This is a genomic window from Amycolatopsis sp. NPDC031561 (assembly GCF_055580625.1).
Genome location: NZ_JBVILA010000001.1, coordinates 715,337 through 727,957 on the forward strand (window position 1 = coordinate 715,337; position 12,621 = coordinate 727,957).

The following is a 12,621-nucleotide window of genomic DNA, read 5'->3' on the forward strand; positions in this document are numbered from 1 at the left end:
GAACTCGGTGTCCGGATCTGCGAACCGGTTAACCTTCGGGAATGACCGAAGGACGCCTCGTGCTGGCAGCCACCCCGCTCGGAGACGTCCGTGACGCTTCGCCGCGCCTGTCCGAAGCCCTCGCGACGGCCGACGTGATCGCCGCCGAAGACACCCGGCGCCTGCGCTCCCTCACCGCCGCCCTCGACGTTTCGCCGGTCGGGCGGGTGGTCAGCTTCTACGAGGACGTCGAGACCGCCCGTCTGCCCAAACTGCTCGAATCGCTCCAGTCGGGCGAGACGGTGGTGCTGGTGACCGACGCCGGGATGCCGAGCGTCTCCGACCCCGGGTTCCGCCTGGTGGCGGCCTGCGTCGAGGCGGATGTGCCGGTGACCTGCCTCCCCGGACCGTCCGCGGTGACCACGGCGCTCGCGTTGTCCGGACTGCCTTGCGACCGTTTCTGTTTCGACGGGTTCGCCCCGCGCAAGCCCGGTGAACGCGCGAAATGGCTCGGGTCACTGAAGGACGAGCCTCGTACGGTCGTGTTCTTCGAGTCTCCGCATCGTCTCGCGAGCACGCTCGCCGACGCCGCCGACGTCCTGGGCCCCGACCGTCGCGCCGCCGTCTGCCGCGAACTGACCAAAACGTATGAAGAGGTCAAACGCGGCAACCTGCCGGACCTGGCCGCCTGGGCGGCAGACGGCGTCAAAGGCGAGATCACCGTTGTTCTGGCGGGTGCGCCTCCGCGTTCGGTGAGCGTCGCGGACCTGGTCCCGGAAGTCTCGTCGCGGGTCGCGGCGGGCGAACGCCTCAAATCCGCCGCCGCAGAAGTCGCCGAGGCCACGGGAGTCTCCAAGAAGGAGCTCTACGACGCCGTCCTCGCCTCCCGCAAGTAAGGACTAGGACAGTAGGGCCCTCGCGGCCGCGTACGCCTTCGCGGCGTCGGGCTCGGCGCCGGTGATGACGTCCGTGTAGATGAAGGATTCGCCGATCCGGACCAGCAGGTAAGCAAGGTCCTCGACCGGCAGTGGCGGGGAGAGCCGTCCGGCCGCGACCTCCTCGCCCAGGAACTCGCACATCTTCGCGATCGCCCGGCTCTGGACCACGCTGGCCTTCGTCGTCAGAATCCGCAGCGCCCGTTCCGGTTCGGCGCGCAAGAACTCCCTGAACGGTTTCGAGTCGTTCACCGTCCGGACGAAGGTGCCGACGAGCTCCGCGATGCCCTCCGCGCCGCGTCCGAGCTTGCCGGAAGCCCGCGCTTCGAAAACCTCCACGGTCATCGACCACAGGATCTCGCCGAGCAGCTGATCCCGGCCGCCGACCCAGCGATGCAACGTGGCCCGGCTGATCCCCAGCTCACCCGCGAGCTCACCCATGTCCACCCGGCGCCCGTCGAGGAACCAGGCGCGCGCGATCGTGAACGCGCGCAGGGCGTCCGGGCGCGGCGAGGTCAGCTGGCGTTCGAGTGCGGTTTCGATGAGTGAAACATATCACGCTATGTCTCGCGGATGAGACATATGCAAGAATGTCTCATCTCGATGAGGAGGAAGCGGATGCGCGCAGTACAGGTGACCGAATTCGGCGGACCCGAGGTGCTCAACCTCGTCGACCTGCCCGATCCCGTTCCCGGCCCAGGTCAGCTGCTCGTCGACGTCGACCGCATCGGCGTCAATTACGCCGATACGCATCAAGCCGAGAACTCCTACCTCGCGCCGAGCAAGCTCCCGCTCGTGCCCGGTGGCGAGGTCGTCGGCCGCACCGCGGAGGGCAAGCGTGTTGTCGCGTTGCTCAACGGCGGTGGCGGCTACGCCGAGCGCGCGGTGGCCGACGAGGTCACCGCTTTCGGCGTGCCCGACGGCATCGACGACTTGACCGCGCTCTCCTTCATCGTCCAAGGCACCACCGCCTCGCTCCTGTTGCGCAAGAGCGCCCATCTCGAGCCCGGCGAATCCGTCGTCGTGCACGCGGCGGCGGGCGGGGTCGGCTCTATCGCCGTCCAGCTCGCGAAGGCATGGGGCGCGAGCCGCGTCATCGCGACCGCCAGCAGTGACGAGAAGCGTGGCCTCGCCCTCGAACTCGGCGCCGACGTCGCCATCGATTCGCGCGCCGAGAACATGACCGAAGCGCTCCGCGAGGCGAACGGCGGCAAGCGTGTCGACATCGTTCTCGACATGACCGGCGGCACCGTCACGGACCAGAGCATCGCCGCCCTCGCGCCGTTCGGCCGCCTCGCGTTCTACGGGATGGCCAGCCGCGAGCAGCCGAAGCCGATCGAAGCCCGCAACCTTCTCGGGCACAGCACCACCGTGTCCGGGATGTGGCTGCCGCACGCTTTCAAACTTCCCGGAAACGTCTTCGGCCGCACGCTCGACGAGCTCTTCTCGCTGGCACTGGACGGTCGGATCCGCGCCGTCGCCGGCGGCGAGTACGCGCTTTCCGACGCGCGCGCCGCCCACGAGGCCCTGCGCTCGCGCGGCACCGCGGGCAAGCTCCTCCTGGACCCCACGAAGTAGTTCAGCCGAGCAGGCGCTCGAGCGGAGCGGATTTGTGCAGGCATTCCTGCCATTCCGCTTCGCTGTCGGAGTCGGCGGTGATCCCGCCGCCGACTCCCAGCGCGATCGTGCCGTCGTGGATTTCGAAGGTCCTGATCGCGACGTTCAGTTCCAGCCCGGCGATCGGTGAAGCAAGGCCGACGGCGCCCGTGTAGACACCGCGCGCCGCGGGCTCCAGCTCGGCGATCAGGTCCAGCGCGCGGATCTTCGGCGCGCCCGTCACCGAACCCGGCGGGAAGGTGGCCGCGAGCAGGGCCGCGTCGTCGACCCCGTCGGCGAGTAATCCCTCCACTGTGGACTCAAGATGCCAAACCCCGGGTGCGGGCCGGACCTTGAGCAGTTCGGGGACGCGCACGCTGCCGGTGGCGCACACCCGGCCGAGGTCGTTGCGGACGAGATCGGTGATCATCACGTTCTCGGCGACGTCCTTGGTGGATTCCCGCAGTCGCCGGGCGAGATGCTCGTCGGCGGCGTTCCGCCGCGGCATGGTGCCCTTGATCGGCGTCGACCGGACATGTCGCCCTTGCCTGGCAAGGAAAAGCTCAGGTGAGAACGATACGACCGAGCCCCAGTCGCCAGTGAGGAACGCCGCCCTGCGGGCCCCCAGGCGGCGCGTACCTTCGGCGAACAACGCGATCGGATCCCCGTCGAATCCTCCGCTGAAGCGAGCGCAGATGTTCGCCTGGAACAGTTCGCCGGCTTCGATCGCGTGTACGCAGGCCTTCACCGCGTCGTAGTGCTCCGACGGAAGCGGCCGGGACAGCGGGCCGGAACTCCAAGACGTCGTTTCGGGAAGGTCAGAGAGCAAGGATTCCACCGCGGAAACCTCACCGATCGGATCCGGGGCATCCTCGGGAACCAACGCTTCGAACCACCACGAACCGTCGGTGTCCAGCCGCAGCACCCGGTCGACCCAACCCCAGACGGCCGGGGGCAGGCCGCCGGAACGGCCGGAGGGATCGGTCAGGTCGTACCCCAGGTAGCCGAACCAGCCGCCGCCGACCGCGCCGGGCACCGCGTCACGAACGGAAGGCATCCGGGTGGGAATCGCGAACGCCTCGGCCACGTCCTGGACAGGAGCGAGGGGAGCGCTCAGCGCGATGACCGCGCGCGAAGAAAACCAGTCTCCGCAAAGCGCGGCCGGGGATGCGAGACCGAGGGCCGCGGCACGTACCCCAAGAGCCGCCAGCGCCCGCTCGGGCGCGACGTCCGTCCGCAGCCTCCGGCACATCAACCGCACGCGACATTGTCTCCGCCCGGGTGGCCGGAAACGCAACCCGCCTCGGCCGGAAAGTGAGATCCGCGACCACGCGGGCAGGCCTCGGTGACGTCACGCATACCCGCCGTCACAGCGGCCTTACAAAAGCAGGTCCGAGAGCGCGAAGGGATAGACCACGGCGTCTTGGGCGATCGGCCCGTTCACACCGGGCAGCCCGGTGCCGAAACCGTGCTGGTGCAATCCCAGCCGTGAGTGGAACCAGCCCGGCCTTCCCGGGATCTCGTTGTGCCTGACCAGCCACAACACCACTTCGCTGTCCGCCCACTTGTCCGGATGCAGGCGGTTCGTCCAGCACTCGAGCCCCGCGTACACCAGGACGCGTTCGACGCGCGCCGCGTGCCTGACGTGTTTGATCCACGCCTTGATGAACCGATCGTCGACACTGGGCGCCTCCACTTCGAGCGCCGGCGCGAGCGAACCGGGCGCGAAGGCGCCGAGCGCGCTCGCCGTCCGCACGAAATGGTCGGCCTGGTCGTGGACCGCGCCGGGGCGCGCGTAATGCCGTGCGCCCGTGTGGATCCCGGCGTGCTGCGCGCCCGCCAGATTGCGTTCCGCCGCGACGTCCCGCCAGTTGGTGTTCTCGCTGACGGTGACCGAAGCGAACCGGATGTCGGCGCCACGTACCGCCGCCCAGTCCGTCACCGTCTCCCGGTGGGACAGGGTGACTCCGTGCTCACCTTCCGGATCGATCAAAGTCACCTGTCCTCGAATTTTGCCCCAGTACGCGCGAAAGGTCACCTTACGTCCGCGGAGCGGCCGCAAGGTGACCTTTCGCTACAGCGTGTCTCAGGCGTTTTCGCGTTGGAACGTCCGCGAGCCCCACCAAATGGCCAGAACGGCCATGACCAGCACCACCACGCTCCCGGTGAACAGCGCGTCCATCGAGAAGTCACCGCGGAAACTGTTGCGCTCGACATCCACCACGTGCCGGAACGGATTGAAGCGGGAAATCGTGTACAGCCAATCCGGCGCCGAGCCCGCGGTGATCGGGATCAGGATTCCGGACAGCAGCAGCAACGGCATGAGAACCGCGTTGAGCAAAGCAGGGAAGGAGTCTTCGCTCTTCAGGGTCAGCGCCAGCGCGTACGAACACGACGCCAATGTGATCGACAGAAGGAAAACGATCACCAGGCTGAGCACGACGCCGCCGAACGGTGCGTTCAGATCGAAGACCAGGTACGCCAACGCGATGATGATCAACGCCTGGACGACCGTCTGCAGCGCGTTGGCGAGCACCTTGCCCAGCAACAACGCCACCCGGCTCACCGGCGTGACCCGCATCCGCTCGACCACGCCCGAGCGGTATTCCGCGAGGAGACCGAACCCGACGAAGGAACTGCCGAACAGCGCGAGCTGCGCGATGATCGCCGGGGTGAAGATCATCCAGCCGTCCACATCGGACAGGCCTTGCACGTTGAGTGCCTTCACCAGAAGCGGCCCGAAGAAGAACAAATAGAGGAGCGGCTGCATGATGCCGATCACCAGCCAGGTCGGGTTGCGCAACGCCGCGAGCATGTCCCGGCGGAAGATCAACCAGGTGTCATGCAACATGCGTGGCCTCCTTTTCCGGAGCGTCTTCGACCGACGAGCCCTCTTCGGCGTCGCGCAGGCTTCGGCCCGTCAGGGTCAGGAAGACGTCGTCGAGCGTCGGCCGGTGCACCTGCATGGACATCATCGCGATGCCACGCGAGTCCAAGGCCCGCAGCAGTTCAGGCATCGCGGTGTCCCCGCGCGGTACCCGGAAACGCACCGTGCCGTCGGTGACGGTCATTTCGTGTGCCCCTTCGAGGCGGCCGGCGATCTCCGCGGTCTCCGCCGCCGACTCCGGTGCGACCCCGATGACGACACTGTCGCCGGAAACCCTCGCCTTCAGCGAATCCGGCGTGCCCTCGGCGACGATCTTCCCGTCGTCGATGACGATCAGCCGGTCGGAGAGCGCGTCGGCCTCGTCGAGGTAGTGCGTGGTCAAGAAGACCGTGACGCCCTGTTCGTCGCGCAGCCTGCGGATGTGCTCCCACAGGTTCGCGCGGCTCTGCGGGTCGAGTCCCGTCGACGGCTCGTCGAGGAAGACGAGACCGGGCGAGTGGATCAGCCCGAGCGCGATGTCGAGACGGCGGCGCTGCCCGCCCGACAAGGTCGCGGTCTGCCTCTGGTCGAGTCCGGCGAGGTCCAGCTGGTCGGCGAGGGTGGCCCCGCGCGCGAGCGCGTCCGCCTTGCTCATCCGGTACAGCCGCCCCTGGAACTCGATCTCCTCGACGACCTTGCTCGCCGGTGCCGTGCCGCCGCCCTGTGCGACGTAGCCGATTCGCCGGCGCACCCCCAGTGGGTCGGCGAGCAGGTCACAGCCGCCGACCGTGGCTTCACCGGCGGTGGGCTTGAGAAGCGTCGTCAGCATGCGCAGGGTGGTGGTCTTCCCCGCGCCGTTCGGTCCGAGGAAGCCGACCAGTTCCCCGGCCGACACGTCGAGATCGACGCCCTTGACCGCGTGGACCTCGCCCCCATTGCGGCCCTTGCGGCGGAAACGCCGCTCAAGGCCGCGTGCCTTGATCATGTCTACCCCTTTCCGGTGTCTGGCTAGTCAAATTTGACTAGCTGAAGGACGCACTGTGCCCTAGTAGTCGTTCCTTGGTCAAATTTGATTACTTGGGCGGCGCGCCGAACACGGCTTCGTCGCCTTCGCCCGCCATCACGTACGCGCCCGCTTCGAGGCGGCCGATCAGGTCTCGCATCCAGGTCACGTTCGCTTCCGCGTGCACGCTCCACAGGCGGTACAGCTCGCTGACGTGCGGCGGCTTCCCCAGGTCGATGGCGTGCTCACGGGCGTAGTGGGTCGACTGAGCGTGCGCTTCCATATTCGCCAGCTGCTGTTTCAACAGCGCCAGCACCTGCGCGCGGGGCAGGGTCGGCATGAACGTGACCGCCGCCGACAACGAGTACCCGGTCGCGTCGTCGCTCGACAAGGCCCTGCCGAGCTGCACGAGGAACTCGGTCTCCCCGTCTTCGGTCAGCCTGTACGCGACACGGTCGGGCCCGCTGCCCGCTTCGATGTCGTCGACCTGTTCCAGGAGACCTTCGGCGGTCATCTTCTTCAGCGCGTGATAGATCGACCCCGGCTGGACATTTCCCCACTTGTCGGCCGCCCACGAGAGAAGTTCGCGCCGGACCTGGTAGCCGTGTGCCTTCCCGTACATGCGCACGACACCCAGCACCAGCAGACGCGTGGCGGACACCGAGGCCTCCGATCCTCTCCCGGACAACAATGCCTTAGACGACGTCCGTAGGCTAAACAAGCATGAGCACCCCAGTGTTGACTGCGGTGGCCTGGCCCTACGCCAACGGCCCCCGCCACATCGGCCACGTGTCCGGATTCGGCGTCCCGTCCGACGTCTTCTCCCGCTACCAGCGAATGGCCGGCAACCGGGTGCTCATGGTGTCCGGCACCGACGAACACGGCACCCCGATCACCGTCCAGGCGGACAACGAAGGCCTGACCTCCCAGCAGACGGCGGACAAGTACACCCGTCAGATCGGCCAGGACCTGCAGGGACTCGGTCTCACCTACGACCTGTTCACCCGCACCACCACGGGCAACCACGCCGACGTCACGCAGCAGATCTTCCTCGCGCTGCACCGCAACGGCTACGTCGTTCCCAAGACCACGCGGGGCGCGATCAGCCCTTCGACCGGCCGCACCCTGCCCGACCGCTACATCGAGGGCACCTGCCCGATCTGTGGCTACGACGGCGCGCGCGGTGACCAGTGCGACAACTGCGGCAACCAGCTCGACGCCGCGGAGCTGATCAACCCGAAGTCCCGGATCAACGGTGAAACGCCGAAGTTCGTCGAGACCGAGCACTACTTCCTCGACCTGTCCGCGTTCGTCGAGACCTTGGGCAAATGGCTGTCCAGCAAGACCGACTGGCGCCCGAACGTCCTCAACTTCACCAAGAACCTGATCGACGACATGCGCCCGCGGCCGATCACCCGCGATCTCGACTGGGGTGTGAAGATCCCGCTCGACGGCTGGCGTGACCAGCCGATGAAGCGTTTCTACGTCTGGTTCGACGCGGTCATCGGCTACTTCTCCGCGAGCGTCGAATGGGCGCGCCGTTCCGGCAACCCGGACGCCTGGCAGGAGTGGTGGAGCAACCCGGACGCCCGCTCCTATTACTTCATGGGCAAGGACAACATCACCTTCCACGCCCAGATCTGGCCCGCCCTGCTGTTCGGCCACAACGGCGAGGGCGATCGCGGTGGTGTGCCCGGCAAATACGGCAAGCTGCACCTGCCCGACGAGATCGTCTCCAGCGAGTTCCTCACGATGAGCGGCTCGAAGTTCTCGACCTCGCGCGGCACGGTCATCTACGTCCACGACTTCCTGCGTGAGTTCGGCCCGGACGCCCTTCGGTACTTCATTTCGGTCGCGGGCCCCGAGACCCAGGACACCGACTTCACCTGGGACGAGTTCGTCCGCCGGACCAACTTCGAACTGGCCAACGAGTGGGGCAACCTCGTCAACCGGTCCATTTCCATGGCCCACAAGAACGTCGGCGCCATTCCGCGTCCGGACGCCCCCACGGCCGCCGACGAGGAGCTCAAGGAGCTCTCCCGCAAGGCGTTCGACACCGCGGGCGCCCACCTCCAGCGGTCCCGGTTCAAGGCGGCGGCGAGTGAGGCCATGCGCGTCGTCACCGCCGCGAACCGGTACCTGTCGGACCAGGAGCCGTGGAAACTCAAGGACGACCCCGCCCGCCGCGACAGCGTCCTGCACACCGCTCTGCAGGTCGTCTCGGACGCCAACACGCTGCTGACCCCCTTCCTGCCGCACTCGGCTCAGAAGGTGCACGAGGCACTCGGTGGCTCCGGTGTCTGGGCGGCGCAGCCGGAACTCCAGGAAGTCGAGGACCTCGACATCCCCGGCCGGATCAACCCCATCATCACCGGGGACTACAAGACCGAGCAGGCACGCTGGAAGTCCGTGCCGATCGAGGTCGGCAAGCCGCTGGAGAAGCCGACCCCGTTGTTCGCCAAGCTGGACCCGGAACTAGGCGAGACCGGTCCCGAATGGGCACCGATCTCGAAGTGATCAGCTGATGGGTGCGGAGAAGAAGGAACTGCCGCCGATCCCGGACCGGTTGCCGGTTTCGGTGGTGGACGCGCATACCCACCTCGACGCGTGCGGCGCGGTCACCGCGGCTGACGTGACAGCCATGGTCGATCGCGCCGAACGCGCCGGCGTTTCGCGGGTGATCACCGTCGCGGACGATCTCGCGGCCGCCCGATGGGCCGCGCAAGCGTCCACTTGGGACTCCCGGGTCTGGGCCGCCGTCGCGATCCATCCCACGCGTACCAAGGAATTCGGCGAGGCCGAGAAATCCGAAGTGGAGAGTCTCGCGAAGGAGCCCAGAGTGGTCGCGGTCGGCGAGACCGGCCTCGACTACTACTGGGATTACTCGCCCCACGATGCGCAGCAGGACGCCTTCCGGTGGCACATCGATCTCGCCAAGCGGATCGGCAAGCCCTTGATGATCCACGATCGGGACGCGCACGAAGACGTCCTCCGGATCCTCGAGGAAGAGGGAGCGCCCGAGCAGGTCGTCTTCCACTGTTTCTCGGGGGACGAGCACATCGCACGCCGGTGCGTCGACGCGGGTTATGTCCTTTCTTTCGCGGGAACGGTCAGTTTCCGCAACGCGCGCGGGCTGCACGAGGCGGCACGCATCGTTCCGTCGGGCCAGTACCTCGTCGAAACGGACGCACCGTTCCTGACCCCTCATCCGTTCCGTGGGCGACCGAACGAGCCCTACTGCGCCGCCTACACCGTTCGCCACCTCGCCACGTTCAGGGGCGAGGCGGTGCACGAGGTGGCCGAATCAGTGCGAGTGACCGCTGAGCGGGTCTTTCGTTTGCCGACAGTCACCCCCAGTTGAACGGATTGCGACATTAGTGATCATCAATGGCCCACTCTGATGAGTGACCAACGTCACGACACTCCGGGGGGTGTTTGCGCAACCCGGCGAGGTTCGTTACTGTCCCGTGATCGTGCCGGTCGGTATCCGCTCATGCGGTTTCCGGCTGTTACGCCCACAGTCACGTCAGTGCACGTCGGGGAAGCGGACCCAGGAGCGGTACGGCCTGGAACCGTGACGATGGCGCTGACTGCGGGTGTCGGACTTCTAGAGGTGTGCCGAAGTGCGCATCGAGACGAAGGACGTTGTGGAGCGGTTGTCGAGCTCCTTCACGTCTTGGGAAAGGGAACGACCCAGTGACTGGTAGCAGTAGGCAGGATGGCTCGCGCCTCGGCGCAGAGACGAACACCTTCGCTTCCGCCGGTTCGGTTGCCGTGCTCGACCGCGACACTCACTACGGCGAGCTGGACTACTCCGACGATCCGCGCATCACGCACCAGGACGTCCTGGCCGCGCTCGGCTCCGACGCCGAAACCCTGATGGCCGAGATCGACGTCGATGTCGACGAGCTGATCCGCCTCATCAGCGCCGAGACCACCATGCTCCCGCCGATCGTCATTCCGGACGAGATGGCCGAGGACCGCACCGCGGACGCGGCGATGAAGGCCGCGACCAAGGACGAGGTCATCTCGAGCGCGACCCGCGTCTGGAAGAAGCGTTTCCTCAAGGGAACCGTCATGGCGGTGCTGCTCACCCTCGGCGGTGGCGGCGCGGCCGCGATGGCGATGAACAAGAGCGTCACGCTCGACATCGACGGCAAGCAGCAGACCGTGCACAGCTTCGGCGACACGGTCGGCGAAGTCCTCGAAGACGCCGGCCTTTCGGTCGGCGCGCACGACTCCCTCTCGCCCTCGCCCCAGGCCGAGGTCGGCGACGGCGGCGTCATCAAGCTTGAGCGTGGCCGCAAGCTGAACCTGATCGTCGACGGCGCGCCGCAGCAGGAGTCCTGGGTCCGCGCGGCCAACCTCGGCGAAGCGCTGAACCAGCTTGGTCGCGCTGACCTCGCGAAGGCCGGCACCTGGACTTCGCTCCCGCAGAACGGTGAACTCCCGCTCGAGGGCGCCACCGTCGAGGTCAAGACCCTCAAGAACGTCACCGTCTACGACGGCGCGAACGAACCGCGTAAGGTTCAGACCAACTCGGTCACCACCAAGGAATTCCTCGGTGAGCTGCGGATGACCCTCGGCCCGGACGACGAGGCCGTCGGCGGCCTCGACGTCAAGCTGGTCGACGGTGCAGAGGTCCACGTCAGCCGGACCGGCGTCACCATGGTCAAGCAGAACGAGGAAATCGCGCCGCCCGAGCAGAAGGTCGACGACCCGGAGCTCGAAAAGGGCAAGACCAAGGTCGAAGACCCGGGCACCCCGGGCCAGAAGACCGTGACCTACAAGGTCACCAAGCGCAACGGTAAAGAGGTCGGCCGCGAGAAGGTCTCGGAAGAGGTCATCACCGAGGCCAAGCCCAAGATCGTCAAGGTCGGAACGAAGAAGCCCGCGGACCCGGTCATCGGCGACGCCGGCGCTTGGGACCGCATCGCGCAGTGCGAGTCGACCGGTAACTGGGCCGCCAACACCGGCAACAGTTATTACGGTGGCCTGCAGTTCAACAAGAGCACCTGGGACGCCTACGGCGGCTCGCAGTACGCCGCGTACCCGCATCAGGCCAGCAAGGCCCAGCAGATCGCCGTCGCCGAGAAGGTCCGCGACGACCGCGGTGGCTACAGCGCTTGGCCGCACTGCGGCAAGAAGGCCTGACAGCCAGAAAATTCTCCTTCCTGAGGGTCATCGTGTGGGTTCCGCCCGCAAGGTGGCCCTCAGGCCGCTTTGGGCTCCGATGCGGATGAGGTTCGTGCGCCGGGTCTCGACAGCCGTGCCCACCAGCGCGGAGGCCTTATGTGGGCCAGATCCCCTACTCGTTCAGGTTTCTCGACAGGCTCCGCGTGCGGAGGCTGCTCGGCGGCCTGCTCCGAGCTTCGCCGAGGCAAGGGGATCTCCGGGCCGTCTGCCGCGAGATCCACGATCTCTGCGAAAGCATCACCACGTCTCTCCGCCGGAGTGCGGTCGTCGGGTTCTCCGTTCGGAGCCGGATGTGCCAGTGGCACCAGAAGCGCGTTCAAGCGGGCACCGGTCTCGGGATCGAGGTTGCCGCGCAGGTCCCACCGGCCGGTGCGTTTCTGACGCAACCAGAATTCGCTTCGGGGGTTTTTCGAGCCGGGGTCCTTGGTGTCACCCCCGTCCGGATCGAGACGCGCGAGCAGGTCTGTCCCGGCGGTCGTGACGTCGCGTGGTCTCGCGACGCCGGCAAGATCGACCAGGACCTTCTCGGCGTCGAGCCGGGTGTCTACGGGGACGTGCTCCGGCAGCCTCCGCATCACTTTGACGATCCGATCGATGCTGCCATCGGCCAGTACGCCGGTGGCGGCCGCGGCTCCGGTCAAAGGCGCGACGGGCGGAGTGGAAGTCCCGTCGCGCGCGCGTCTCGAGTTGAGCGCGAGTGCCCGGCCGGTCACCTTCTGCGCCTCGGCCCGGGGGACCCGGGCTACATGCTCGTAGAAGACGGCGATCGAGTTGTATCCGTAGAGCTCTCGGACACCTCGTGACTCTATTTCGGCCAGGATCTGGCCGACTTCGGCGAACAGACGTCGCCCTTCGCGCAGCCGTGTCTGCAACTCGTCGAGAAGCAGCTCGGGGTCACCTTCCGGCAGATCGAGCGGGAAGGCCTTGGGAGTGTTTGTGCTGGTCATCCCTCGATTGTCGGCCCAGAGTCGAACGAATGCACGGTATCGATCGGGTAGATGATGATCACGCTCCGGCGATGCCAACTTGCGCCGATCACTCTTGCG

At 66.9% G+C, this 12,621-nt stretch carries 12 protein-coding genes; 5 read left to right on the forward strand and 7 right to left on the reverse strand.

All coding sequences use genetic code 11. From position 1 onward, the window contains the following. Positions 1-41 precede the first annotated feature (41 nt). Positions 42-875, forward strand: coding sequence for a 16S rRNA (cytidine(1402)-2'-O)-methyltransferase (rsmI, locus tag ACZ5IK_RS03475; protein WP_101610639.1), 834 nt, complete (start codon positions 42-44; stop codon positions 873-875). A 3-nt stretch (positions 876-878) separates the two neighbouring features. Here the strand turns inward: rsmI and ACZ5IK_RS03480 are convergent, their stop codons facing one another. Further along, positions 879-1,355 carry a QsdR family transcriptional regulator gene (locus ACZ5IK_RS03480; RefSeq protein WP_465486377.1) on the reverse strand — a complete coding sequence of 159 codons (477 nt, stop codon included), beginning with the start codon at positions 1,353-1,355 and terminating at the stop codon, positions 879-881. 177 nt (positions 1,356-1,532) lie between these two features. Between ACZ5IK_RS03480 and ACZ5IK_RS03485 the strand changes: the two genes are divergently transcribed. After that, positions 1,533-2,492 carry a quinone oxidoreductase family protein gene (locus ACZ5IK_RS03485; RefSeq protein ID WP_465486378.1) on the forward strand — a complete coding sequence of 320 codons (960 nt, stop codon included), beginning with the start codon at positions 1,533-1,535 and terminating at the stop codon, positions 2,490-2,492. Position 2,493: 1 nt separating this feature from the next. Here ACZ5IK_RS03485 and ACZ5IK_RS03490 read toward each other — a convergent pair whose 3' ends face one another. The 5 genes from ACZ5IK_RS03490 to ACZ5IK_RS03510 form a co-directional block, all read right to left on the reverse strand. Beyond that, positions 2,494-3,771: an aminodeoxychorismate synthase component I gene (locus ACZ5IK_RS03490; RefSeq protein ID WP_465486379.1), complete on the reverse strand. Its 1,278-nt coding sequence runs from the start codon at positions 3,769-3,771 to the stop codon at positions 2,494-2,496. Between the two features lie 117 nt (positions 3,772-3,888). After that, positions 3,889-4,503: a glycoside hydrolase family 25 protein gene (locus ACZ5IK_RS03495; RefSeq protein ID WP_465486693.1), complete on the reverse strand. Its 615-nt coding sequence runs from the start codon at positions 4,501-4,503 to the stop codon at positions 3,889-3,891. 93 nt (positions 4,504-4,596) lie between these two features. Further along, positions 4,597-5,361 (reverse strand): ABC transporter permease, encoded by a 765-nt coding sequence (locus tag ACZ5IK_RS03500; protein ID WP_465486380.1) that lies wholly within the window; start codon positions 5,359-5,361, stop codon positions 4,597-4,599. Further along, positions 5,351-6,361, reverse strand: coding sequence for an ATP-binding cassette domain-containing protein (locus ACZ5IK_RS03505; protein WP_465486381.1), 1,011 nt, complete (start codon positions 6,359-6,361; stop codon positions 5,351-5,353). The genes ACZ5IK_RS03500 and ACZ5IK_RS03505 overlap by 11 nt, the downstream gene beginning before the upstream one ends. 88 nt (positions 6,362-6,449) lie before the next feature. Then, positions 6,450-7,040, reverse strand: coding sequence for a PadR family transcriptional regulator (locus ACZ5IK_RS03510; RefSeq protein ID WP_465486382.1), 591 nt, complete (start codon positions 7,038-7,040; stop codon positions 6,450-6,452). 62 nt (positions 7,041-7,102) lie between these two features. On the opposite strand from ACZ5IK_RS03510, the gene metG reads away from it, so the two are divergent. From metG to ACZ5IK_RS03525, 3 genes are all read left to right on the forward strand, one after another. Next, positions 7,103-8,896 (forward strand): methionine--tRNA ligase, encoded by a 1,794-nt coding sequence (gene metG, locus ACZ5IK_RS03515; RefSeq protein ID WP_168214412.1) that lies wholly within the window; start codon positions 7,103-7,105, stop codon positions 8,894-8,896. A gap of 7 nt (positions 8,897-8,903) precedes the next feature. Next, positions 8,904-9,740 (forward strand): TatD family hydrolase, encoded by an 837-nt coding sequence (locus ACZ5IK_RS03520; RefSeq protein ID WP_465486383.1) that lies wholly within the window; start codon positions 8,904-8,906, stop codon positions 9,738-9,740. A gap of 413 nt (positions 9,741-10,153) precedes the next feature. Continuing rightward, on the forward strand, positions 10,154-11,533 hold the full coding sequence (locus tag ACZ5IK_RS03525; RefSeq protein WP_465486694.1) for a transglycosylase family protein: 1,380 nt from the start codon (positions 10,154-10,156) through the stop codon (positions 11,531-11,533). A gap of 59 nt (positions 11,534-11,592) precedes the next feature. Here ACZ5IK_RS03525 and ACZ5IK_RS03530 read toward each other — a convergent pair whose 3' ends face one another. Further along, positions 11,593-12,522, reverse strand: a complete 930-nt coding sequence (locus ACZ5IK_RS03530) for a DUF222 domain-containing protein (RefSeq protein WP_465486384.1) — start codon at positions 12,520-12,522, stop codon at positions 11,593-11,595. Positions 12,523-12,621 lie beyond the last annotated feature (99 nt).

What these genes read in the sequence shown, in the direction of transcription:
- rsmI (WP_101610639.1), top strand. Translation starts at nt 42, where the DNA reads ATGACCGAAGGACGCCTCGTGCTGGCAGCCACCCCGCTCGGAGACGTC.
- ACZ5IK_RS03480 (WP_465486377.1), bottom strand. Translation starts at nt 1,355, where the DNA reads ATGGGTGAGCTCGCGGGTGAGCTGGGGATCAGCCGGGCCACGTTGCAT.
- ACZ5IK_RS03485 (WP_465486378.1), top strand. Translation starts at nt 1,533, where the DNA reads ATGCGCGCAGTACAGGTGACCGAATTCGGCGGACCCGAGGTGCTCAAC.
- ACZ5IK_RS03500 (WP_465486380.1), bottom strand. Translation starts at nt 5,361, where the DNA reads ATGTTGCATGACACCTGGTTGATCTTCCGCCGGGACATGCTCGCGGCG.
- ACZ5IK_RS03505 (WP_465486381.1), bottom strand. Translation starts at nt 6,361, where the DNA reads ATGATCAAGGCACGCGGCCTTGAGCGGCGTTTCCGCCGCAAGGGCCGC.
- metG (WP_168214412.1), top strand. Translation starts at nt 7,103, where the DNA reads ATGAGCACCCCAGTGTTGACTGCGGTGGCCTGGCCCTACGCCAACGGC.
- ACZ5IK_RS03520 (WP_465486383.1), top strand. Translation starts at nt 8,904, where the DNA reads ATGGGTGCGGAGAAGAAGGAACTGCCGCCGATCCCGGACCGGTTGCCG.
- ACZ5IK_RS03530 (WP_465486384.1), bottom strand. Translation starts at nt 12,522, where the DNA reads ATGACCAGCACAAACACTCCCAAGGCCTTCCCGCTCGATCTGCCGGAA.